21 protein-coding genes are annotated in these 20,765 nt (G+C 47.0%); 7 read left to right on the top strand and 14 right to left on the bottom strand.

The window, feature by feature from the left end:
* Positions 1-11: 11 nt before the first annotated feature.
* On the bottom strand, positions 12-635 hold the full coding sequence (gene gmk, locus QJR74_RS14090; protein WP_048913034.1) for a guanylate kinase: 624 nt from the start codon (positions 633-635) through the stop codon (positions 12-14).
* A 329-nt stretch (positions 636-964) separates the two neighbouring features.
* On the opposite strand from gmk, the gene QJR74_RS14085 reads away from it, so the two are divergent.
* From QJR74_RS14085 to QJR74_RS14070, 4 genes are all read left to right on the top strand, one after another.
* Positions 965-1,897 carry an omptin family outer membrane protease gene (locus QJR74_RS14085; RefSeq protein ID WP_304372402.1) on the top strand — a complete coding sequence of 311 codons (933 nt, stop codon included), beginning with the start codon at positions 965-967 and terminating at the stop codon, positions 1,895-1,897.
* A 168-nt stretch (positions 1,898-2,065) separates the two neighbouring features.
* Positions 2,066-3,028: a 6-phosphofructokinase gene (pfkA, locus tag QJR74_RS14080; protein WP_048912990.1), complete on the top strand. Its 963-nt coding sequence runs from the start codon at positions 2,066-2,068 to the stop codon at positions 3,026-3,028.
* Positions 3,029-3,133: 105 nt separating this feature from the next.
* On the top strand, positions 3,134-4,126 hold the full coding sequence (locus QJR74_RS14075; RefSeq protein ID WP_304372400.1) for a sulfate ABC transporter substrate-binding protein: 993 nt from the start codon (positions 3,134-3,136) through the stop codon (positions 4,124-4,126).
* A gap of 61 nt (positions 4,127-4,187) precedes the next feature.
* Positions 4,188-4,937 (top strand): CDP-diacylglycerol diphosphatase, encoded by a 750-nt coding sequence (locus QJR74_RS14070; RefSeq protein ID WP_304372398.1) that lies wholly within the window; start codon positions 4,188-4,190, stop codon positions 4,935-4,937.
* A gap of 37 nt (positions 4,938-4,974) precedes the next feature.
* On the opposite strand, the gene tpiA is transcribed toward QJR74_RS14070, so the two are convergent.
* From tpiA to QJR74_RS14040, 6 genes are all read right to left on the bottom strand, one after another.
* The gene (tpiA, locus tag QJR74_RS14065) at positions 4,975-5,739 is read right to left on the bottom strand and encodes a triose-phosphate isomerase (protein WP_304372397.1); all 765 of its coding nucleotides are present in this window, start codon (positions 5,737-5,739) and stop codon (positions 4,975-4,977) included.
* 116 nt (positions 5,740-5,855) lie between these two features.
* A complete protein-coding gene (locus tag QJR74_RS14060; protein WP_304372395.1) occupies positions 5,856-6,443 on the bottom strand; it encodes a DUF1454 family protein in 588 nt (195 codons plus the stop codon).
* A gap of 9 nt (positions 6,444-6,452) precedes the next feature.
* Positions 6,453-7,199 carry a ferredoxin--NADP(+) reductase gene (gene fpr / locus QJR74_RS14055; protein WP_304374062.1) on the bottom strand — a complete coding sequence of 249 codons (747 nt, stop codon included), beginning with the start codon at positions 7,197-7,199 and terminating at the stop codon, positions 6,453-6,455.
* Between the two features lie 34 nt (positions 7,200-7,233).
* Positions 7,234-8,211: a class II fructose-bisphosphatase gene (gene glpX, locus QJR74_RS14050; protein ID WP_304372394.1), complete on the bottom strand. Its 978-nt coding sequence runs from the start codon at positions 8,209-8,211 to the stop codon at positions 7,234-7,236.
* Between the two features lie 120 nt (positions 8,212-8,331).
* Entirely contained in the window at positions 8,332-9,843 is a 1,512-nt protein-coding gene (gene glpK, locus QJR74_RS14045) for a glycerol kinase GlpK (RefSeq protein ID WP_304372393.1), read from the bottom strand.
* 25 nt (positions 9,844-9,868) lie between these two features.
* Positions 9,869-10,720 (bottom strand): MIP/aquaporin family protein, encoded by an 852-nt coding sequence (locus QJR74_RS14040; RefSeq protein WP_304372392.1) that lies wholly within the window; start codon positions 10,718-10,720, stop codon positions 9,869-9,871.
* Positions 10,721-11,061: 341 nt separating this feature from the next.
* Here QJR74_RS14040 and zapB point away from each other — a divergent pair, with 341 nt between their 5' ends.
* Positions 11,062-11,301, top strand: coding sequence for a cell division protein ZapB (gene zapB / locus QJR74_RS14035; RefSeq protein ID WP_048912981.1), 240 nt, complete (start codon positions 11,062-11,064; stop codon positions 11,299-11,301).
* A 41-nt stretch (positions 11,302-11,342) separates the two neighbouring features.
* Here the strand turns inward: zapB and rraA are convergent, their stop codons facing one another.
* The 6 genes from rraA to priA form a co-directional block, all read right to left on the bottom strand.
* Entirely contained in the window at positions 11,343-11,831 is a 489-nt protein-coding gene (gene rraA / locus QJR74_RS14030; RefSeq protein ID WP_304372391.1) for a ribonuclease E activity regulator RraA, read from the bottom strand.
* Between the two features lie 132 nt (positions 11,832-11,963).
* Positions 11,964-13,298 carry an HslU--HslV peptidase ATPase subunit gene (gene hslU, locus QJR74_RS14025; RefSeq protein WP_048912979.1) on the bottom strand — a complete coding sequence of 445 codons (1,335 nt, stop codon included), beginning with the start codon at positions 13,296-13,298 and terminating at the stop codon, positions 11,964-11,966.
* Positions 13,299-13,301: 3 nt separating this feature from the next.
* Positions 13,302-13,838 carry an ATP-dependent protease subunit HslV gene (gene hslV / locus QJR74_RS14020; protein ID WP_048912993.1) on the bottom strand — a complete coding sequence of 179 codons (537 nt, stop codon included), beginning with the start codon at positions 13,836-13,838 and terminating at the stop codon, positions 13,302-13,304.
* Positions 13,839-13,925: 87 nt separating this feature from the next.
* Positions 13,926-14,990: a cell division protein FtsN gene (gene ftsN, locus QJR74_RS14015; RefSeq protein ID WP_304372390.1), complete on the bottom strand. Its 1,065-nt coding sequence runs from the start codon at positions 14,988-14,990 to the stop codon at positions 13,926-13,928.
* Between the two features lie 155 nt (positions 14,991-15,145).
* On the bottom strand, positions 15,146-16,150 hold the full coding sequence (locus QJR74_RS14010; RefSeq protein WP_304372389.1) for a substrate-binding domain-containing protein: 1,005 nt from the start codon (positions 16,148-16,150) through the stop codon (positions 15,146-15,148).
* 149 nt (positions 16,151-16,299) lie between these two features.
* Positions 16,300-18,495 carry a primosomal protein N' gene (priA, locus tag QJR74_RS14005; RefSeq protein ID WP_304372387.1) on the bottom strand — a complete coding sequence of 732 codons (2,196 nt, stop codon included), beginning with the start codon at positions 18,493-18,495 and terminating at the stop codon, positions 16,300-16,302.
* 233 nt (positions 18,496-18,728) lie between these two features.
* On the opposite strand from priA, the gene rpmE reads away from it, so the two are divergent.
* Positions 18,729-18,941 (top strand): 50S ribosomal protein L31, encoded by a 213-nt coding sequence (gene rpmE, locus QJR74_RS14000; RefSeq protein WP_062814690.1) that lies wholly within the window; start codon positions 18,729-18,731, stop codon positions 18,939-18,941.
* Positions 18,942-19,022: 81 nt separating this feature from the next.
* Here the strand turns inward: rpmE and metJ are convergent, their stop codons facing one another.
* A complete protein-coding gene (metJ, locus tag QJR74_RS13995) occupies positions 19,023-19,340 on the bottom strand; it encodes a met regulon transcriptional regulator MetJ (RefSeq protein WP_048912975.1) in 318 nt (105 codons plus the stop codon).
* Between the two features lie 259 nt (positions 19,341-19,599).
* Here metJ and metB point away from each other — a divergent pair, with 259 nt between their 5' ends.
* A complete protein-coding gene (gene metB, locus QJR74_RS13990; RefSeq protein ID WP_304374061.1) occupies positions 19,600-20,763 on the top strand; it encodes a cystathionine gamma-synthase in 1,164 nt (387 codons plus the stop codon).
* Positions 20,764-20,765: the final 2 nt, after the last annotated feature.

Raw genomic sequence — 20,765 nt, 5'->3', positions numbered from 1 at the left:
CTGAAGCGAATTCAGTCTGCCAATAATTTGCTAATAAGCGCACTATGTCGAGACTTTTGACGATGCATCCGTAAGCGTTCAGCGCGGATGATAGTCTTAAGGTCGGACAGCGCGAGATCGAAATCGTCATTGACGATCAGATAATCGTATTCGGCGTAATGGCTCATCTCATCAACCGCTTTGGCCATTCTAGACGCGATGACGTCACCGTCATCTTGACCTCGGCCACGTAAACGGCGATCGAGTTCGTCTTGGGAAGGGGGGAGAATAAAGATACTCCGCGCGCCAGGCATTTGTTGACGAACTTGCTGAGCACCCTGCCAGTCTATATCCAAGAAAACATCCACGCCCGTTGCCAACACTTGTTCGATAGCATGACGGGAAGTGCCGTAATAGTTTCCAAACACTTGTGCATGCTCGAAAAAAGCATTTTCCGCGATCATCGCGGTAAATTCTTCTTTTGTCACAAAGTGGTAATGCTCACCGTGCACTTCTCCCGGACGGATATTTCGTGTGGTGTGAGAGACAGAAACCTGAGTGTCATAGAGCGGCTGGGTTTTCAGCAACGCTTGGATCAAACTCGATTTACCCGCGCCACTGGGAGCGGAAACAATAAATAACGTACCTTGGGCCATAGTCTTCTTGGATTAGATAAAGAGCGGGGACAATATCTGAGCCATTATACACAGCCTTTGCTAATGAAGCAGTCTTTTGTCTAAAAAGTAGAGAAAAAGGGAGGGTTTTTGAACAATTAAGCGTTTTATTCTGACTGTCAGGCGATGAGAGGAGGGAACGGATTCTGTTGTTGTTGAGCGAGTTAGCAGGTCAAAAGTGAGAGATAAAAACGGCGTTGATAAATAAAATTTAGCTAAATAAAGAGTAAACGCCACGCAGAAATTAGTTGTGGTAATTCATATTAATGGTTTGAATATAAAGGATTTATATCAACAAGGATGAGATAATAATGAGTAAAATTAATCGCGCAGTTATCGTTTTAATTGGTAGTAATCTGATCGGCAATGTTTATGCCAGTGATCAATTCCGTCCTTCTTGGGACGATGTTTCGGTGGATGTTGGTGTAGGAATGCTTTCTACAACCACCAAAGAACGTCTTTATGATCCAACGAACGGCCACAAAGACAGCCAATTAAATTGGCGTGTACGTAATGCTCCAGTCCTCAATGCTGGAGTGGAGTGGCGGGTACTCCCTAAACTTTCCTTCGGCCTTTCAGGATGGACCACGTTTTCGAAACGTGGTGGTATGATGAATGACTATGATTGGGAAGATGAAGACCAAAAAAGTTGGACCTCGAAAAGTCATCATCCTAGAAGTTATTTGAACCGCTCGAATCAATTCGATCTAAATGTGAAGTATTGGCTTTTATCGAATGACGCTGCGCGAATTGGTGTGGTCAGCGGTTATCAGCAAACGCGTTATCGTTTTAGTGCCTACGGTGGCAATTATAACTATAACAACGGTGCTCAAATTGGTCAGGCTCCTGATGATCTATTGGGTATTTCGTATCGACAGACGTATAAAACCCCTTATATTGGTCTTCTAGCTTCTTACCGTTACCAACAGTGGGAAGTGGGCGGTGGGTTTAAGTACAGTGCTTGGGGACGAGCTTCGGATGTTGACGATCATCATGCCGTTGATACCACTTTCACATCGTTAGTCACAAAACAAAAATCAACGTCCTTAACGCTTAATGGCGGTTATTATCTCACCGATAATGCCAAGGTTTATCTTGAAGGAACTTGGGGACGCACCTTTAATCGAAAAGGAACGGGTCGTTATCATGATCGTGAAGAAGGTACCTCTGGTTCGTCAAAAAACAGTGCGGGTATAGAAAATACCTCACTCATGGCGAGCATAGGCATGCGTTATACCTTCTAAGCGGTTTTAGGACCGATAGCATTACCCGACAGTGGCAAGTTTCGATGACCTATATCAAATCTAGCTATTGGGTATGTTATATTATAATTTTGGCCCGGTCGGCGTAGGCGGACTGGGCCAATGCTTTTCATTTGCCTTGCATCTTTTATTCATTATCCAGGGGTTGCTATGATCAAAAAAATCGGTGTATTGACCAGTGGGGGAGACGCCCCAGGCATGAATGCTGCAATTCGCGGCGTTGTGCGGGCTGGTCTTGCTGAAGGTTTAGAATTATTTGGCATTTATGATGGTTACCTTGGTTTATATGAAGACAGGATGTTGAGCTTAGATCGTTATAGTGTTTCGGATGTCATTAACCGCGGCGGAACCTTTCTTGGCTCTGCCAGGTTTCCTGAGTTTAAGGAAGAAGCGGTACGACAAATTGCGATTGAGAATATGCGCAAGCGCGGTCTAGACGCCTTAGTCGTTATCGGCGGGGACGGGTCTTACATGGGAGCGAAGCGTCTGACTGAGATGGGATTCCCTTGTATTGGATTACCAGGTACTATCGATAATGATGTAGCGGGCACGGATTATACGATCGGTTATCAAACCGCCCTCGAAACTGTCGTTGAAGCTATTGATCGTCTACGTGATACTTCCTCTTCACACCAACGCATTTCAATTGTCGAAGTCATGGGACGCCATTGTGGTGATCTTACCCTTTCGGCGGCAATTGCAGGGGGTTGTGAGTACGTGGTGCTTCCCGAAATCCCTTATACCCGTGAAGAATTGGTCGCAGAAATTCGCGCTGGTCTAAAAAAAGGTAAGAAACATGCGATCGTCGCGATTACAGAGTTAATCTGCGACTGTGCTGAACTTGCTCAGTATATTGAGAAAGAGACAGGAAGAGAGACGCGCGCCACAGTATTAGGGCATATCCAACGTGGCGGTGCCCCTTGTGCTTTTGACCGTATTCTCGCGTCACGTATGGGCGCTTATGCAGTAGATTTGTTGCTACAAGGCTTTGGCGGTCGCTGTGTGGGAGTCCAGAACGATCGGATGGTTCACCATGATATTATCGATGCTATCGAAAATATGCGTAGACCTTTCCGTGGCGATCTCATGGCGACAGCTAAACGGCTTTACTAGCACTCGGCTGCTATATGCTTTTGAGATATAAAAATACACTTTTTATTCTTTAAACTCTGCAGGATCTCATGTCACTCTACGGGTATTAAACGATAAGGGGTGACTATGAAAAAGTGGCAACTCGGGGTAGGACTGCTGATGGTCTCTGCTAGCGTACTAGCAAAAGACTTTCAGTTGTTAAATGTTTCTTACGATCCAACGAGGGAGTTTTATGAGCAGTACAATAAAGCTTTCTCGGCTTACTATAAGCAGCAAACGGGTGACAACGTTGTTGTCCGTCAGTCACATGGTGGATCGGGTAAACAAGCTACTTCGGTAATCAATGGTATTCGTGCCGATGTTGTCACCCTCGCTTTGCAATCTGACGTCGATGCGATCGCGCAACGAGGGCGTATCGATAAGCAGTGGCAAAAAAGGCTTCCCGATAATTCAGCCCCTTATACCTCGACAATCGTTTTTCTAGTGCGTAAAGGCAATCCAAAAGGGATCCATGATTGGAATGACTTGATTAAGCCTGGCGTAAACGTTATCACACCAAACCCTAAAACGTCGGGTGGAGCACGCTGGAATTATCTTGCTGCCTGGGGTTACGCGTTAGATAGCCATCATGGTGATGCCAAACAAGCAGAAGCCTTCGTTAGAGCATTATATAAAAATGTCCAAGTACAAGATTCTGGCGCGCGAGGGGCTACCAATACCTTTGTCGAGAGGGGCATTGGTGACGTGCTTATCGCGTGGGAAAATGAGGCCTACTTGGCGGTCAATAAACTGAAAAAAGATCAGTTTGAAATTATTACCCCGAAAGAGTCTATCCTCGCCGAACCGACGGTTTCCCTCGTGGATAAAGTCGTGGACGAGAAAGGTACCCGTCCGGTAGCAGAGGCCTATCTGAAATACCTCTATTCTCCGCAAGGACAACAAATCATTGCGCAAAACTATTATCGACCTCGAGATAAAGCGGTCGAGAAACAGTACTCTGCTGTGTTCAAGCCTCTCCATCTGTTTACAGTTGAAGAGAAGTTTGGCGGCTGGTCGAATGCACAAAAAACACATTTCAGTGATGGCGGGACCTACGATCAGATTATGAAGCCGCAATAGTCCCTGACATTTCGCCGAGAAGTCGTAAACTGAGATAAGGTTTCTCGGCGGAATAATAGAGATGAATTGGCAAGTCGTAAAAAGGGTCTGCATAGTCAGTGTTGTGAGTATTGTGGTGTATGGCGTATGGCGGGGATATTCGCTTCACAGCAATAGCGATGCATTGTGGCAAATAGTCTCTCGTCAATGCGTTCCCCATCAACAGCAACAACATAGGCCAACGCCTTGCCAACAGGTTAACCTTTCCCAAGGCTATGCTCTGCTAAAAGATAAAGTCGGTATTGCTCAATATTTATTGATTCCAACCGATCAGGTTTCGGGAATTGAGAGTGAAAAGTTATTAGCCCCAACGACACCGAATTATTTTTCATTAGCATGGTCATTGATGCCGCAGCTAAACCAGCACTTGGAGAAGCCTATTCCCAGCACCTTACTTTCTTTGGCGATTAATTCGAAGTGGGGAAGAACACAAAATCAGCTGCACATTCATATGTCCTGCCTGCGGGGTGATATTCGACAGCGCCTAGCGGAAAAGCAGGCAACGTTGACGGATAAGTGGCAGCCGCTTTCCTTACTTAACCATTCCTATTGGGTACGTACACTGTCACTCGAGCAACTTAATGCTCGTTCGTTATTTCAGCGGGTATTTACGGAGCTACCCGACATTGACCCAAGCAGTGGTCGAGAAGGGATAGCGGTTACGGTGCTTGCGGATGGACGATTAGTGGTATTGGTGTTACGCACGGATTGGGTGAAGGGAGTACTAGGTTCTGCTGAAGAACTGCAAGACCATCAATGCCACGCAGTGTGAAATCAGTATCGCAGCTAAGCTGCGATACTGATTGCCATTAAGCTTTAGCCGCCGCAGCCGCTTTAACGATGACACTGAAAGCATCCGCTTTCAACGATGCACCGCCGACTAGAGCACCGTCGATATCTGGCTGACCAAATAGCTCGGCCGCATTTTTATCGTTAACGGAACCACCGTATTGAATAATGACTTGTTCGGCCACTTCACGGCTCTGTTTGGCTATATGGTCACGAATAAATTTATGTACAGCTTGTGCTTGCGCAGGTGTAGCTGATTTTCCGGTACCAATGGCCCATACGGGTTCATAAGCAATCACAGCACCAGTGAAGGCTTCAACACCTTGTGCTTTGATAACGGCATCAATTTGACGTGAACAGACTTCTTCGGTCTTACCCGCTTCATTTTCTGCTTCCGTCTCGCCAATGCATAAAACGGGGATGAGGCCTTGCTGTTTTACAATGGCAAATTTCTCAGCAACGAGTTCATCGGTTTCGTGGTGATAGGTACGTCGTTCTGAGTGACCCAGAATAACGTAACGAGCGCCTGAGTCTTTCAGCATTTCTGCAGAGGTCTCACCCGTAAACGCACCTGAAAGGTTCACATCGATATTTTGCGCTCCGACCTCAATATCGCTTCCTTCGACGGCAGAAGCGGCTTGAGCCAGATATAGAGCTGGTGGGGCGACAACGACTTTACATCCCTGTACTTCTGCAAGGGCTGTGCGTAGACCACTGATTAAGTCTGCTGTAAGTTGTTTACTACCGTTAAGCTTCCAGTTACCCATGACTAATGGATGTCGCATGCTTTCCTCCGCATTACGCGCTTGAGTAAAATGCTATTACGCAGGGGTAATAGCGTCTAAGTTCACTATAAACCGTGTTGAAGCCCCCAACTTGCGTAGGATCACAAACCGGCGGATCATTTGGTCTCACTGAGTATCAATTTAACCGGTTCTGCGGCAAAGGTCATACCCCCTTCGCCCTTATCAGATAAAATATACCGTACTGCGCCCTCATTCGATAGCGTATAGGCTTTACCTTTTCCCACTGTCAGTAATTGTTCCAGATGTTCTCGACTCTGTTTGTCGGTAAATTGCGGTGAGAAAAAGCGGATGATATTGGTGATATAGCTCATCGCTTGCTGGCGCGATGCATTGGCTTGATTTCCCGGTACCGGTAGCCAAGTGAGCTGTATCGATTTTATTTTTGCCGTGCCAACTTCCAATACGGTGGAGGCATAAACTGTTTCACTGATTTTAGTCGCGGCAATGGTGACCAGTTTCTGCATCGAGCCCGTTTTAATCGCCCGAAATTCTTGCAGAGGTGTGGTCGGAAATTGCTGGCTGAATTGTTGGCGAAACTGAGTGATCGTTAGCTCAAAGGTGGGAGCATCGGGCGACAGGTATGGGGCGGTCTCAGGTAATGGCATCGATACGGGTTGTGCATTAACCTGCTTGGCCGCTGTGCAGCTAAGAAGTATTAGGGAAACATAAACGGCGTATCGCATGCGGGCCCCTTACCAATAGTGTTCGCTGGTGATATGACCGGGTTTTCTACGAAGATGCTTACGTAGCCCTCGCTGTTCTTTAAGATACTTTTGTGTTTCTCTCACCATCTCCGGATTACCACAGATCATCACATGGCTCTGTTCCGCGGAGATGCGAGTCCCTACCGCCTCTTCTAATGTACCGTTATCCAGTAATGCTGGGACACGACCTCGCAAACTGTCCGCAGACTCTTCTCGACTAACCACGGTCTGTATACGCAACTTGTTGCCATAGCGTTGTTGGAGTTCTTTGAATAAAGGTACATAACTGAGGTCGGCTGCATAACGGGCGGCATGGACGAGGATAATCGTCTCGAAACGGTCGAGATCCTCGCCTTGCGCTAAAATAGAGAGGTAAGGGCCTATCGCAGTCCCCGTCGCAATCATCCATAACTCTTTTGCGTCGGGCACTTCTTCTAATACAAAATATCCAGCAGCCTCTTCCGTCACCAGTACTTCGTCGCCGGGTTTCAGTGATAAGAGCGCAGGGCTTAGACGTCCTTCAGGAACATGGACAAGGTAGAATTCAAGAGGAGTTTCGCTCGGCGCATTGACGTAGGAATAAGCTCGCTGCACGGTCTCACCCTCAATAGTCAGGCTAAGTTTAGCAAATTGGCCCGCAGTGAAGGGCGCGATGGGCGCGTCGACAATTAAACTAAAAAGGGTGTCGGTCCACGCCTTAACCTCAATAATTTTTCCTGTACACCATACCGCCATCATTGCCTCCAGTAACTCAATATTATTGTTGTGATTAGGTCAAGGTACTGACCGTTTTAATCCATTGTTGGGTCTGACGTTGACCATCAATAAGTAAACTATGGGTCGTTATCGACGACTCAGAAACTTCAACACCTTTCAGTAGATCACCATCGGTAATTCCTGTCGCGCTAAAGACCACATTATCGCTGCTAGCGAGATCTTCTAGACGAAGTACTTGCCCCAGCGTAAGGCCCATGGCTTGGCATCGGGTTATTTCCTCACGGCTTGCGAGGCTATTTTCAGCGCTACTCCCTTTAACCTGTTCGCGGGTGAGTAAGCGTGCCTGCATATCGCCGCCCAATGCTCGGATTGCCGCAGCAGAAATAACCCCTTCTGGTGCACCACCGATACCGTACATGACATCTATCGGTTGATGAGGGAAGCAAGTTAATAGCGACGCCGAGACATCCCCATCGGGAAAGGTGAAAACCCGAACCCCTAATTGATAAAGGGCGGTGATAACCGGAGCATGGCGTGGCTTATCGAGAATCGACACCGTCAAGTCAGTCAGGTTTTTTTGTAAAGCTTGACTAATACGTTGCAGGTTTTCTTGAAGAGTGAGTTGCAGATCGATAACGCCTTTTGCCGCAGGACCCACAATCAGCTTTTCCATGTACATATCCGGGGCATGGAGCAGGGTTCCCGCTTCGGCCACTGCCATCACTGATAAGGCATTACCTTGGCCAAACGCCGTCATCCTAGTACCTTCTATTGGGTCGACGGCGATATCGATGCGCTGGCCAGAGGATTGTCCGACTTTTTCACCGATATAAAGCATGGGGGCGTCGTCGATTTCACCTTCGCCAATGACGATGGTGCCGTAAATAGGCATCGCATTAAGTTGCTGGCGCATAGCCGTCACCGCTGCACCGTCTGCTAGGTTTTTATCGCCCCGCCCAAGCCATTGGAAACCGGCTATTGCCGCAGCTTCGGTCACGCCATTGAAGTGTTGTGTGAGAGTGTGTTTCATGCTGAGTCATTAGGTTAGTCAGAGAAAACAGGGACTCAGTGTATCATAGCGAGGAAAGGGGAGGGATGCCCCCTGCAGAGCGCAGGAGGCTGTGAGTGCTATTGTTTAGCACTCTGTGTGCTATTCTTCTTTTTCCCAACCTCTTACGCGTGAGACCGCTTTTTTCCATCCTGCGTAACGATAATTACGCTCGGTAGTTTCAATGGATGGGCGGAATTCTTTCTCCACAACCGATTTAGAACGGACTTCTTCTAAATCGTTCCAGAATCCGACAGCAAGACCTGCTAAGTAAGCTGCGCCCAATGCCGTCACCTCTTTCACTTCAGGACGTTCAACATGCGCCCCTAAAATATCGGCCTGGAATTGCATGAGGAAGTTATTGGCAACAGCCCCGCCATCTACGCGTAGTGTTTGTAAACGAGTGTTGGCATCATGCTGCATCGCTTCCAATACATCGCGTGTTTGGAAAGCGATCGATTCTAAGGTCGCACGGATGATATGGTTAGCATTCGCGCCGCGAGTAAGGCCGAAGATGGCACCGCGCGCATAGGGATCCCAATACGGCGCCCCTAAACCAGTGAAGGCTGGTACCATGTAAACGCCATTAGAATCTTTAACCTTGTTAGCAAAGTATTCTGAATCATCCGCATCGTTAAACAGCTTAAGTTCATCACGTAGCCACTGAATTGATGCCCCTCCGATGAAAACCGCACCTTCCAATGCATAGTTCACTTCACCACGTGGGCCGCATGCAATGGTGGTTAATAATCCATTTTTTGAGGTGATCGCTTCTTTACCGGTATTCATCAACATAAAACAGCCAGTACCGTAGGTATTTTTTGCCATCCCCGGCTGAACACAAAGTTGTCCGTAAAGCGCTGCTTGTTGGTCACCTGCTATCCCAGCAATCGGAATACGTGTACCGCCCTTACCACCGATGTTGGTTTGGCCGTATATTTCAGATGAGGCTTTTACCTCAGGTAAAATCTCACGCGGGATATCAAGTAAATCCAGCATCTTCTGATCCCACTCTAAGGTGTGGATATTGAAGAGCATAGTTCGTGATGCATTGGTGTAATCCGTGATGTGCACACGGCCCTGAGTCATTTTCCAGACTAACCAGGTATCGACGGTTCCAAATAGAAGCTCTCCGCGTTTCGCTCGTTCGCGAGACCCTTCAACGTGATCAAGGATCCATTTGACCTTAGTCCCTGAGAAGTAAGGGTTGATAACGAGGCCCGTGGTATCACGGATATAATCTTCATAGCCTTCGTCTTTCAAGCCTGAACAATAATCTGCAGTACGGGGATCCTGCCAGACGATAGCATTGTAAATCGGCTTACCGGTTTCTTTGTCCCATACAATCGTAGTTTCGCGTTGGTTAGTGATGCCGATTGCTGCGACTTCATCTGAACTAATGTCGGCATGAGCCAAGACTTCGACCAGTGTCGAACTCTGTGTCGCCCAAATATCCATTGGGTCATGTTCTACCCAGCCGGTTTTCGGATAGATTTGCTCGAACTCACGTTGTGAAACGGCGACGATGTTTGCATCATGATCAAGAATAACGGCTCTAGAGCTGGTTGTTCCTTGGTCGAGTGCGACGATATATTTTTTTTCTTTACTAGACATAGTGAGTTCCTATTCGCCGTGAAGATTATACTTTACGTTCTTGTACAGTCGCCTTTTCAGCAGTGACTTGCTCGGGTTCAACTTGTACTGCTAAGGGAAGATGGCGGCCAATCAGGGTCCGATACAGAAATGCGCCAACCAATGCGCCAACAATTGGGGCAAAGACAGGGACTAAGAAGTAAGGAATATCTTTACCCCCCGTCAAGGCTAAATGGCCCCAGCCTGCTAAATCAGCAAAGAGTTTAGGACCGAAGTCACGCGCAGGATTCAGGGCAAAACCAGTTAAAGGACCGAAAGCAGCACCAATGGCGGCAACCAGTAAACCGATTAATAAGGGAGCTAAAGGTCCGCGAGGGATTCCGTTACCGTCATCGGTCAGCCCCATGATGACGCCCATTAATACCGCAGTAATTGTCATCTCAATTAAGAAAGCTTGAGCGATTGTGAGATGTGCATCGGGATAAGTTGAGAAGATCCCTGCCATCGGCAAGCTGTCTAGGGTGCCGCGAACAATATGATGAGTCTGTTCGTAATCAATAAAGAGGCTTTGGTATAATCCATAGACTAAAGCCGCTGAACAGAAGGCTCCGGCTGTTTGTGCGAAGATATAAGGGAAAAGCTTACGGGCTTCGAAGTTACCAAATACACATAATGCAATGCTGACCGCAGGGTTAAGGTGAGCGCCAGATACACCAGCACTGACGTAAGCACCCATCGCCACGGCAAGTCCCCAAACGATACTAATTTCAAATTGACCAAAATTTGCACCGGCCAATTTTAGCGCAGAGACACAACCGACGCCAAAAAAGATAATTAAGCCAGTACCGATAAATTCTGCAATACACTGACCAGTGAGCGTGTTGGTTGATTTACTCATAGCGTATTCCTTGACGGAGAAAGAGACAGTATTTGAGTTTTTCAAACTTCTCAAATGTATTTTTCTTGTGAATTTATCGTTAACGAAAAAAAACGCAAAATACCGCACGCTAAAAATGTGTACTTGGTCAAAAAAAATGCGCGTTTTCGCATATTCTCTTTTTCTTTTGGTGTTTTTAAGGTGAAAAAAAGCAGGCAGACAACTCCTGAAATGGTTTCCCCTCTGGACTTGCACCGCTACCCTCCATACAATCGGACTATCAGCGCGGCTTTATAATGTATCATTACGATATATTGAAGGATGCGGTTTTCAACGCCTGGCGTTAATTGGAGATAGTAACAATGTCATTTGAAATGTTTGAGAAATTGGAAGCAAAAGTACAGCAGGCGATTGACACCATTACCCTGCTACAAATGGAAATTGAAGAATTGAAAGAGCAAAACAGTGCTCTTAAGCAAGACGCCCAACAAGCGGTCGGTAATCACGAGTCACTTACCCGTGAAAATCAACAGCTAAAAGAAGAGCAAACGCAGTGGCAAGAGCGTTTACGTGCTCTGCTAGGCAAGATGGAAGAAGTATAAGCAAAACGGGCGGGCAGTATTACTGTCCGCCGTTACGACCATTACTCGTCTTCAGTTAATGGCGTATCAGAGAGAATAATCCCGGTATTATCGGCATAGACATAATCCCCAGAGAAAAAGGTGACGCCGCCGAAATTGACACGAATATCGCTTTCGCCCACACCATCTCCCGAAGCACCCGCCGGAATGGCCGCAATAGCTTGGATACCGATATCTAACTCTGCAAGTTCATCGACTTGGCGCACTGAGCCGTAAAGAATAATACCTTCCCAGTGGTTACTCATCGCTAGCTGAGCAAGTTGTGCATCGACTAGTCCGCGTCTCACTGAACCACCACCATCTACAAGTAAAACTTTTCCTGAGCCATCTTCTTCAAGCAGATCGTAGAGTAGCCCATTATCTTCGAAACATTTTACTGTTGTGATCTGTCCACCAAACGAAGTACGGCCCCCAAAATTAGAGAAAAGGGGTTCAACCACGTTCACTTCTTCATGGTAGATATCACAGAGTTCGGAAGTATCATATTTCATAGTCGTTTCATCTGGTTGCCAGAGGTAGACTAAGTATATCTCTTTCTTAGTGTTGCGGCAAAGTTCTTGGGGAAGCTCGAGCGTGAAGCGGGCGTTACCCAAAGCCCATGTGGCTCTGGGTAACGGGACAGGTTAAAGAATGAAGCGGCTTAGATCTTCATCTGCAACCAGTACATCTAAGTGTTTGCTGACGTAGTCCGCATCAATCGTAACGGTCTCACCGGAGCGATCACTGGCCTCGAAGGAGATATCTTCTACCAGCTTCTCTAATACGGTATAGAGTCGACGCGCACCAATGTTTTCGGTTGTTTCGTTAACTTGCCATGCCGCTTCAGCGATACGTCGGATGCCGTCGTCGGTGAAATCGATATTCACTCCCTCGGTTTCCATCAGTGCCTTATACTGCACAGTTACTGAAGCTGTTGGTTCAGTCAGAATACGTTCAAAATCATTAACCGTTAAGGCCTGTAATTCGACACGAATTGGCAGACGTCCTTGTAATTCAGGGATAAGATCAGACGGGCTCGCCACTTGGAAGGCGCCTGACGCGATAAATAAGATATGGTCAGTTTTTACCGTACCGTGTTTAGTCGAAACCGTACACCCTTCAACGAGTGGTAGCAAGTCACGTTGTACCCCTTCGCGGGATACGTCTGGGCCTGAGGATTGTCCGCCACGCTTACAGATTTTATCGATTTCATCGATAAAGACGATACCGTGCTGTTCGACCGCTTCGATAGCTTGTTGTTTAAGCTCTTCTGGATTGACGAGACGTGCAGCTTCTTCCTCAATCAATAATTTCATGGCGTCTTTGATTTTTAGCTTACGCGATTTCTGCTTCTGGTTACCCATGTTTTGGAACATGGATTGAAGCTGATTCGTCATCTCTTCCATACCCGGAGGTGCCATAATTTCGACATCCATCGGCGACGCGGCTAAATCGATCTCGATCTCTTTGTCATCCAGTTGCCCTTCGCGTAGTTTTTTACGGAAAGATTGACGGGTCGACGACTCTTCTTGAGAACTTTCAGATTGTCCCCAGTTATTTTTTGCCGGAGGAATCAGGACATCGAGAATTCGGTCTTCAGCATGTTCGACTGCACGAGCTTTATTCTTCTCGATCGCCTGCGAACGTACCATTTTTACCGCAGCTTCGGTTAGGTCACGGATAATAGAGTCAACTTCTTTACCGACGTAACCGACCTCGGTAAATTTCGTCGCTTCGACTTTAATGAACGGCGCGTTGGCAAGTTTAGCGAGGCGACGGGCAATCTCTGTTTTACCCACGCCCGTTGGGCCAATCATTAAGATATTTTTCGGAGTAACTTCATGGCGCAGCTCATCGTTAAGCTGCATACGACGCCAACGGTTACGGAGTGCGATCGAAACCGCGCGTTTTGCATTGTCTTGGCCAATAATGAACCGGTTCAGTTCACTGACGATTTCGCGAGGAGTCATTTCAGACATAACTTACTCCTTATCCCCTGAGTTGAGTTCTTCGATCGTGAGATTGTGGTTGGTATAAATACAGATATCACCGGCGATTTCTAACGCTTTTTCGGTGATCTCACGAGCATCTAATTCTGTGTTTTCGAGCATTGCCCGCGCAGCCGCTTGGGCATAAGGGCCACCTGAACCGATAGCAATGAGATCATTTTCTGGTTGGATGACGTCTCCGTTACCACTGATGATCAGTGAGGCATTTTCATCTGCTACGGCTAAGAGTGCCTCCAAACGACGTAGCATACGGTCCGTTCGCCAATCTTTGGCTAACTCAACGGCTGCCTTAACCAAGTGGCCTTGGTGCATTTCAAGCTTGCGCTCAAAAAGTTCGAAAAGTGTGAAGGCATCTGCGGTGCCTCCCGCAAAACCAGCGATGACTTTATCGTTGTAAAGGCGACGGACTTTTTTCACGTTACCTTTCATCACGGTATTACCGAGCGTTGCCTGGCCGTCACCGCCAATGACGACTTTACCGTTACGTCGTATGCTTACTATCGTTGTCACGGGCTGCCCCTTAATCTCTTGAAATAAAAACTCCGCGACAAAGCGCGGAGTCACTTACTCAAACATATGGGGGTGGGTTTAAAACTTTCAACCCCCTACAGAGAGAGTTATACAGTTTGTATGTCCAGAATTTTTTAACTGTTTAACGACGGAATCGATTTTCGAGCGTTGAGTGTAAGGACCAATCACAACACGATTCCAGCCACCACCCGTGGTAACGCGGCTCTCAAAACCTTCAAAAGCGAGCTTAGCTCGAGTCGACTCTGCCTGAGCGGCTCCTTTAAACGAACCACATTGAATTAACCAATGTTTTGAAGACGTTTCAGCTGCCGCGGGAGGCGAGACTGGAGTCGTAGTCGCGACTTTTTCCGGTTGCGACGTACTTGGCTTAGCAGAAGTAATTGGTGCGCTATGCTGTTGTTGTTGAATTTGACGCTCTAGTTGTTGGCGCTGCTTTTGCTGTTCACGGTATGCCTGTTGCTGGCGATCAAGCTCAAGCTTTTTTTGCTGATCAGCGTAAGCCTTTTGCTGGCGTTCATGCTGTAGCTGTATTTGTCGATTCTGTTCTTGTAACTCTTTGTTCGCTGGCTGAGCGGGACGAGACTGATTGAGCTGCTGTTGCTGCGAAATAAATTGCTGTTCTTGTTGCTGATACTTACGTTGTAACGCCGCATTTTGCTGCTGCCGGCGGATGGTTTGCTGTTGTTGTTCAGGCGTTTGCTGATTCCAAGGCACTTCACTCAACTGGGTAGGTTGCTGACGCATATCCTCGGCCATTTGTGCCAGAAGCTGTCGTTGCTCGTCAGTCAGCTGTGTAGGTGATTTAACTTCTCCGCCGGCGCTTGGTTCCACTGGGCTAGGTACAGTTATTTGGCGGTTTTCTAACTCTTTAATGTATTTCCAGCGTTCTTCCGGTTTCGGCGGAAGCCCATTAGTGGTTGTTTTATGCGGGGCGACTTCTTTTTCCGTTTGCTTCTTATGGTGAGCGAGCAGTGCTAATACACCAACAAAAAGCACTAATGCTGCCGCTGCAATGACAACAATTACCTTGGAAATACCAGTATTCGCCTTAGAGTTTTTACGTCGGCCATTATTTTTTTTTCGTTGCGGCGTCGATGAACGTCCGCGTCCTACATAGTCTTTTTGTGCCACACCGGTACCGATATTATTTAAGCCAGCTGAAAGGCAAGATTGCCCGAAGAATTGATTTATAACAATTACTACTATGTTACTTAACCGAATGAAGTTTGACCAGTAAACTCTAGTTGAGATTCTATTATTTGGAGTGAAATTTTCTATTATGGCGGTCAGCGCGTAGACCGCCTTAAAATAAATTCTGTTTCCAACAGGTAGGAACGATGGATAAGCGGTTTTCCCTCCATTAGCGTCGTTAATAGAGATATTGCGGTTTCTCCTTGCGTGACTCTCGGCTGTGCAATGGTGGTCAGCGGTGGGTCTGCATATTGGCTCTCTTCGATATCACCAAAGCCAATAATGGAAAGCTGCCTAGGTATTGCAATACCGAGTTGTTTGGCGCGGTACATCGCACCCAGAGCCATTTTGTCGTTATGGCAGAAAATGGCATCGGGAGGGGGGGAAAGTGTTAGCAGGCGCTCAGCAGAGGCGATTCCAGATTGAAAAGAAAAATCGCCCTGAGTGATGTAATAGGGGTTTAAAGGAAAACTATGTCGTTGTAATGCTTGCAGGTAGCCTTGGCGACGATACTGGCAGATCGCTAATTTTTCAGGGCCTGTTATGCAGGCAATGTGATGATGGCCGCGTTGAATAAGATAGTTAACGGCGTTGAAGGAGGCTGTTAAGTTATCAATATGTAGGGTAGGGGCGCCGTGATCTGAGGAATATTCATTAATGATAACGCTGGGGAGTTTGAGATGATGGTCGGCGTGCGTGGGAGAAATACCGACATAGAGTATGCCATCATACCCCTCAGCTAAGCTTCCCGCGTACGCACGATAGCTCTCAATGGATTGCTGGCCACAGTCAAATAAGGTTATCGAACAGTGTTGGTGGGTTGCCTGCGTTTCAATACCCCGAATAATTTCACTATAAAAGCTGTCGGTAATGTCGGCAACAAACACCATGACCCTGCGCCAGTGAAGTGTTTTACTCTGAGAGAATAAGGGAATGGTTGGATAACCTACTTTGATTGCAGCGGATTCGACCCGTTGTCGGGTCGTCGAGGAGACCTTTTCTGGCGTCGTAAATACTCGTGAAACGGTAGCGGTCGATACCCCTGCTGCGAGAGCGACCGCTTTCATGGTGGCTGAGGAGGGGTTTAGGGGTGTTTTCAATACATAACTCCTCAATGAATATGCTTCTATTTCAATTAATTATTGAGCGGTGTCAGTGTAGATTTCGAACGTTTTAGAGCGTAACAAAATCTACTAACTAATTGTTATTCATCGATTAATTTTAAGAGTTACTTCACAATCTTTACGCCTTAACTCTCAGTCGGATCAATATCTAAAGACCATTTAACTTTTTTCTCACCCGCTAAGGTGCCTACTAACAGTAAGCTTTGCGAGATAAGCTGCTGCAACCTGCCTCGTGAAGGACTTTGTATGACCAGCTGCCAGCGCCAACGTCCTTGACGTTTAGCATGTAGGGCGGGAACAGGCCCGATAATCCAACATTCGTTATCTTTCAATGGGCTCGCTTCGATGAGATTACGTAACTGTTGCAAGAAACGTTCTGTTTGATCGCTATCTTGGTGCTCGGCACGAAAAATAGCTTGGCTCGAATAAGGGGGCAGCTGTAATTGTTGGCGAAGCGCCAGTGTGTCTGTAGCAAACTGAAAATAGCCTTTGGTGAGTAAAGTTTGAAGAAGAGGGTGTTCCGGTTGGTGAGTTTGCAATAACACTTCACCTTGTTTACCAGCACGTCCAGCTCGGCCTGCCACTTGAACATAAAGTTGTGCGAAGTGCTCAGTAGCACGAAAATCAGCTGAGAATAGCGCCCCATCGACATCTAACAATGCAACTAAGGTCACGTCAGGAAAGTGATGGCCTTTAGCAAGCATCTGCGTACCAATAAGGATTCGCGGCCCACCTTGTTGGATTTGCTCAAGATGTTGTTCAAGCATACCTTTTCTACGTGTGGTATCACGGTCGATACGGGTTAGGGGCGTATCTGGGAATAATCGTTGTAGATGCTCTTCTAATTGTTCGGTGCCTAATCCAGCGGGCATAAGATGAGAGGAGCCACACTCAGGGCATTGCCAAGGTATTGGTCGCTGGCTATCACAGTGGTGACAGCGAAGGCTACGTTGCTGCTGATGATAAGTATAGTAGTGGTCACAACGTTGGCATTCCGCTAACCACCCACAATCGTGACAGAGTAAGGCTGGCGAGTATCCACGACGATTCAGAAAGAGTAGCGCCTGATTACCGGCTTGAAGATGAGTATGAATTCGCCGAATAAGCTGGGGGGATAATCCCGATTGTAGGGTAACGGATTTGAGATCGATGAGTTGTTGATGAGCTGTTGTGGCACTCCCTGCTCGTCGAGTGAGGTTAAGTTGGCGGTATTTTCCTACACGCACATTATGTAAGGTTTCCAAGGCTGGCGTTGCCGAGCCAAGAATAACCGGTATATTTTCTTTATTTGCCCGAAAGACGGCGAGATCACGCGCATGATAGCGCCAGCCATCTTGTTGTTTATAAGAGTTATCATGTTCTTCATCGACAATAATTACACCTGGCCGCGCGAGTGGAGTAAAAATCGCTGAGCGCGTACCGATAATAATTGCCGCCTCACCCGTTTTACTTTTTAGCCAGACACTGAGACGTTCACTATCATTTAGCCCAGAGTGGAGCACTTCAACCGGGGCCTGAAAACGCTCCTGAAAGCGGGCGATCGTTTGTGGGGTTAATCCTATTTCAGGGACTAATACTAAGGCTTGTCTGCCTTGTGCGAGGACATTTTCGATAACGCTAAGGTAGACTTCTGTTTTTCCAGAACCGGTAATACCGGCTAACAGCCATGGGCTAAACTGTTGATTCATACTATGAATAGCGCCTACAGCAGTGGCTTGTTCCGTCGTTAACTTAAGACGTTCACCAAGAATTCGAAACTGTGGACGCCAATCGTTAAGGGATTCAGCGAGTTCATAGAGATCACTCCAGCCTTTTTTACGAAGCGTTTGAAAAGTACTTTCCGCTAAGCCGTGGTGAGTAATCGTCGATCGTAAAAGCCCACCTTGGCGCAGCAACATCATCGCTTGACGCTGTTTCTCCGAACGCTTTATTTCACTGGGGTCGATGATGCGCCCCATCTCGGTCAACCGCCATTCATACTCGACTGTTTTACGGGCCTCTTTACCTTGGCGGAGTTGGGAGGGAATGGCATGAAATAGAATTTCGCCCAAGGGGTAGTGATAATAGCGATTTGACCAAGTGAGTAACGCCCAAAGGCTCGGTGGAAAAAGGCTATGGGTATCAAGGATTTCGTCGATAGGCTTAAGCTGTTCGGCACTGAGATCACTGCTCGCACTGTGCATTACCACGATTCCAATCATTTTACGGCGGCCAAAATTGACGCGGACACGGCACCCTATTCGGGGAACCTTCGCAGGGTCTGCGGTGTAGTCATACAATTTGGGGAGAGGAACCGGTAAAGCTACCTTAACGATGGTCATGCGTTACTCATACTCAGTGAATCGACATGATAAGTGTACCGCTGATCGTAAAGTGTTTGAAATCGTCATTTGCATGTTGTTGTCTATTTTCTGTATAATATGGGGCCTTCGTTAGACAGCGGTCTTATCGCGCGGCGAAGATATACACTTAACAATATTGTTCAATCGCGTGTGGTGCTGTGCAAGCTAAGCTTGGCACGGAGAGCGACACGGCCTTCTACTGAGGTTATCCCATGAAAAAAGGTATTCATCCAGAATATAACAACGTTACCATTTCTTGTTCTTGCGGTAACGTAATCGAAACGCGTTCAACCCTGCGTCAGCCTTTAAACTTAGACGTATGTGGTAACTGCCACCCATTCTACACCGGTAAGCAACGTGTTGTAGACACTGGTGGTCGTGTTGATCGCTTCAACAAGCGTTTCAGCATCCCAAGCTCTAAATAAGTTTCTTGATCAGTGGGGATTTCCCCGCTGTATGAAAAACCCGGCATTGCCGGGTTTTTTTATGGGGAAAAAAGCGTAATATCAGTAATCCCAAGTATCCGGATCAATACCCATTTCACGCATAATTAATTTTGCGGTCTCAGGGATCTCATCACTTCTTTCTTTTCGTAAATCGTTATCGTCTGGCAAAGGTTGGCCAGTAAAAGCATGCAGGAAAGCTTCGCATAATAACTCGCTATTCGTCGCATGACGTAAATTATTGACTTGCCGACGAGTTCTCTCATCCGTCAAGATTTTCAAAACTTTTAGCGGGATAGAAACAGTGATTTTCTTTACTTGCTCACTTTTTTTGCCATGTTCAGCATAAGGGCTGATATATTCGGCATTCCACTCAGCCATGGGGTACCTTATTAATAAATGTTAATTGCTTGAATTCAGCTTATTATGCCAGATATTGCAGATAAAACTGGATTTATTGGTCCAAGAGCCAGCAAAAGAAAATATTCTCTTCTAAGACCGGACGTTAAGGTCTAATTTTACCTCTAATCCTCGTATTGCTCAATCTACACGCAAATCTATTTGGATGTCTAGATGTGTTGACGTCTATTTTCTGCAAGGATATGCTAAGGATCACTTTATGATTCTTGGTTACTTCCCTATGACACAATTCAAGCAGGCGACAATTGCGGTACGCAGCGGGTTAAATGAAGATCACCAGTATGGCTGCGTCGTTCCTCCCATCCATCTTTCGACCACCTATAATTTCACGGATTATAATCAACCTCGTGCACACGATTATTCCCGTCGAGGTAATCCCTCACGTGATGTTGTCCAGCAAGCCCTAGCTGAGTTAGAAGGCGGTGCTGGCGCGGTGATGACGAATACCGGGATGTCAGCCATTATGCTTGTGACCACCGTCTTTTTGAAACCAGGAGACTGGTTAGTCGCGCCGCATGATTGTTATGGTGGAAGTTACCGGCTGTTTGATAGCTTACAGAAACGTGGTGCCTTCAATGTTAAATTCATTGATCAGGGTGATCCACAAGCCGTTGAAGAAGCCTTAAAACTTAATCCAAAGCTTTTCTTAATCGAAAGCCCGAGTAACCCTCTACTAAGGGTGGTGGATATTGAAAGCTTATGCCGAGCCGCCCGTGCCGTGGGTGCCGTGACGGTTGTCGATAACACATTTCTTAGCCCTGCGTTACAAAACCCTCTTCAACTCGGCGCCGATTTGGTCGTGCACTCTTGCACCAAATACCTTAACGGCCATTCGGATATTGTTGCAGGGTCAGTTATTGCTCGAGATCCTCAAGTCGCGACCGACTTAGCGTGGTGGGCGAACAATATTGGTGTGACCGGTTCGGCTTTTGATAGCTATCTCTTACTGAGAGGGATGCGGACACTATCACTACGGACGAAAGCGGCTCAAGAGAACGCTTTAGCCATTGTCGATTATCTTAAAAGTCAGCCTCTGGTCAGTAAGCTCTACCATCCTTCTCTTCCTGAGAATCAGGGCCACGAATTTGCGTGTCGCCAGCAACGTGGATTTGGAGCAATGCTAAGTTTTGAGTTAGCCGGTGATGAAAATACGGTTCGTCAATTCTTCAAAGCCTTAAAGCTCTTCACCTTGGCTGAATCGTTAGGTGGCGTCGAAAGTTTGATTTCACATACTGCAACGATGACGCATGCTGGAATGTCTGCAGAAGCTAGAGCCGCTGCAGGCATTTCCGAGACCTTGCTACGTGTTTCAGTGGGAATTGAAGATCACAATGATTTAATCGCTGATCTCGACCAAGCATTCCAAAGCCTTACTCAGGAGTAATT

Source organism: Tatumella ptyseos (genome assembly GCF_030552895.1).
Classification (GTDB): Bacteria; Pseudomonadota; Gammaproteobacteria; order Enterobacterales; family Enterobacteriaceae; genus Rosenbergiella; species Rosenbergiella ptyseos_A.
Note: the sequence above shows the minus strand (reverse complement) of the source record. Positions and strands in the feature narration are given on the sequence as shown.

Bases quoted from the DNA above. Each gene is read 5' to 3' on its own strand.
- gmk (WP_048913034.1), bottom strand. From the start codon at position 635: ATGGCCCAAGGTACGTTATTTATTGTTTCCGCTCCCAGTGGCGCGGGT.
- QJR74_RS14085 (WP_304372402.1), top strand. From the start codon at position 965: ATGAGTAAAATTAATCGCGCAGTTATCGTTTTAATTGGTAGTAATCTG.
- pfkA (WP_048912990.1), top strand. From the start codon at position 2,066: ATGATCAAAAAAATCGGTGTATTGACCAGTGGGGGAGACGCCCCAGGC.
- QJR74_RS14075 (WP_304372400.1), top strand. From the start codon at position 3,134: ATGAAAAAGTGGCAACTCGGGGTAGGACTGCTGATGGTCTCTGCTAGC.
- QJR74_RS14070 (WP_304372398.1), top strand. From the start codon at position 4,188: ATGAATTGGCAAGTCGTAAAAAGGGTCTGCATAGTCAGTGTTGTGAGT.
- tpiA (WP_304372397.1), bottom strand. From the start codon at position 5,739: ATGCGACATCCATTAGTCATGGGTAACTGGAAGCTTAACGGTAGTAAA.
- QJR74_RS14060 (WP_304372395.1), bottom strand. From the start codon at position 6,443: ATGCGATACGCCGTTTATGTTTCCCTAATACTTCTTAGCTGCACAGCG.
- fpr (WP_304374062.1), bottom strand. From the start codon at position 7,199: ATGGCGGTATGGTGTACAGGAAAAATTATTGAGGTTAAGGCGTGGACC.
- glpX (WP_304372394.1), bottom strand. From the start codon at position 8,211: ATGAAACACACTCTCACACAACACTTCAATGGCGTGACCGAAGCTGCG.
- glpK (WP_304372393.1), bottom strand. From the start codon at position 9,843: ATGTCTAGTAAAGAAAAAAAATATATCGTCGCACTCGACCAAGGAACA.
- QJR74_RS14040 (WP_304372392.1), bottom strand. From the start codon at position 10,720: ATGAGTAAATCAACCAACACGCTCACTGGTCAGTGTATTGCAGAATTT.
- zapB (WP_048912981.1), top strand. From the start codon at position 11,062: ATGTCATTTGAAATGTTTGAGAAATTGGAAGCAAAAGTACAGCAGGCG.
- rraA (WP_304372391.1), bottom strand. From the start codon at position 11,831: ATGAAATATGATACTTCCGAACTCTGTGATATCTACCATGAAGAAGTG.
- hslU (WP_048912979.1), bottom strand. From the start codon at position 13,298: ATGTCTGAAATGACTCCTCGCGAAATCGTCAGTGAACTGAACCGGTTC.
- priA (WP_304372387.1), bottom strand. From the start codon at position 18,495: ATGACCATCGTTAAGGTAGCTTTACCGGTTCCTCTCCCCAAATTGTAT.
- rpmE (WP_062814690.1), top strand. From the start codon at position 18,729: ATGAAAAAAGGTATTCATCCAGAATATAACAACGTTACCATTTCTTGT.
- metJ (WP_048912975.1), bottom strand. From the start codon at position 19,340: ATGGCTGAGTGGAATGCCGAATATATCAGCCCTTATGCTGAACATGGC.
- metB (WP_304374061.1), top strand. From the start codon at position 19,600: ATGACACAATTCAAGCAGGCGACAATTGCGGTACGCAGCGGGTTAAAT.